Raw genomic sequence first — 1,800 nt, forward strand, 5'->3', positions numbered from 1 at the left:
CCAGCATAACAATAGAGTAAAAGACGCCCATCATTTCCATTAGAAATAGATAAACTAGGCAACCTATCATCATGAGCAGGGCAACGGGCGGTTCCATAACGCCCATGCCAAACCCCACGCAAGGCACAAGTAATACCCCGCGCATTCTTAAAAGAACACATCATTTTAAATCCTATAACGTTGCATCATAGGACGGATTGTGCTAGCTCTAGATTGATGAGTTTGAGAAAGCCTTGTCCGTCCTTACGTGACAAGGTTTTTTTATGCCGCGTCACTTTGACGTTGCTGTTTTGCTTGTTCGATTACATTCAAGAGATCCGATTGTAACCAACGGGATAAAAAACCAAATTTTAAGGGTTTTGGGAGAGAGCCATTGGTAACATGACGGCGGAAAGTTGAAACACTCATATGAAGCAATTTTGCACTTTCACGGTCTGTTAAAAGAATATCATTTTCTGTCATAATAAAATCCTTTCATAATAAAAAATGGAAACAACTCATGCCTATTTATTAAGCACATTTTGGTTCATTTTTGAAGGTATTTTATTTATAGAAAACAATATTTTATCATATAATTTCTGATGTGATAATTTATGAGTCTTATTGAGAGCGAATGAGAGAGAAGAGAGCTAAAGTTATCCACAGATAATGGGGTTATGCACCCCATATCTTTAAGATTGACCGGTGACATAAGCCGCCCATTTCTCCATATAGACACGACGCTGTTCTAGATAGTCAGTACGACGATAAGCACGCTCTACTTGCCCCCCGACCGTATGAGCTAGAATGGTTTCAGCAACCTCATAGGGGGCATCGGTTGTTTCAGCAAGCCAATCGCGTAAACTAGAGCGAAAACCATGGGGGCAGGCTTCAATTTTATTTTTTCTCATGTAAAGATACATACACTTCTCAGCAAGGGGACCGCGACCTTAGCAGAAAAAAAGAAATCATTACGAGAAAGCAAGCGCGCTTGTTTTAAAATTTCTAATGCTTCAGATGATAAAGGCACACGAAATTCTGTTGTAGCATCACGCTTTCCTTTCATATTTTCAGCAGGAATAGTCCATATATCCCCATCAATCTGGTCTTTATGAATATGACGTAAAGGATTTGTGCGAACGCCTGTCAGAATAAGCAAACGCAAAGCCAATTGTGTCATAGTTATTTTTTGACAAAGTGTTTTATAAAAAGCCGGCACATCTCTCCAATCCATTGCAGGTAAGTTTTTTATTTTATGGCGTTGTTTACCTAAGAGAGCGCGTGCTTTTTCTGTTGCCTGTAAATCAACATCCAAACCTCAGGAATAGTCCATATATCCCCATCAATCTGGTCTTTATGAATATGACGTAAAGGATTTGTGCGAACGCCTGTCAGAATAAGCAAACGCAAAGCCAATTGTGTCATAGTTATTTTTTGACAAAGTGTTTTATAAAAAGCCGGCACATCTCTCCAATCCATTGCAGGTAAGTTTTTTATTTTATGGCGTTGTTTACCTAAGAGAGCGCGTGCTTTTTCTGTTGCCTGTAAATCAACATCCAAACCTAATGCAGCCGCATGTTTGAGACAAAGATGAAGACGATTAAGAGCTCTATAAGCAGTTCCAGCTTTTGTATGCCAAATAGGGGCAAGTGTATTGCGTATCTCTGTTTGGGTAATCTCAGAAACGGGCAGACAGCCTAATTTGGGGAGAATATGAAGGCGTAATGGTAAAAACCAACTTCCATTCTTACCATCATTTTTTAATTCAGCTTTCCGACTTTCAAAAGCATCTACAGCAATGTCTTTTAAATAATGGAGATT

1 protein-coding gene and 2 pseudogenes are annotated in these 1,800 nt (G+C 39.2%); all 3 read right to left on the reverse strand.

Annotation, left to right across the window (positions count from 1 at the left end; translation table 11 throughout):
• Positions 1-261 precede the first annotated feature (261 nt).
• A complete protein-coding gene (locus tag ACFIM1_RS09170; RefSeq protein WP_007347209.1) occupies positions 262-462 on the reverse strand; it encodes an AlpA family transcriptional regulator in 201 nt (66 codons plus the stop codon).
• 209 nt (positions 463-671) lie between these two features.
• Positions 672-1,297, reverse strand: a pseudogene (locus ACFIM1_RS09175) (tyrosine-type recombinase/integrase); the annotation flags it as partial.
• A 245-nt stretch (positions 1,298-1,542) separates the two neighbouring features.
• Positions 1,543-1,800 (reverse strand): annotated as a pseudogene (locus tag ACFIM1_RS09180) (phage integrase central domain-containing protein); the annotation flags it as partial.

Source organism: Bartonella sp. AC158YNML (assembly GCF_042196725.1).
Taxonomy (GTDB): Bacteria; Pseudomonadota; Alphaproteobacteria; order Rhizobiales; family Rhizobiaceae; genus Bartonella.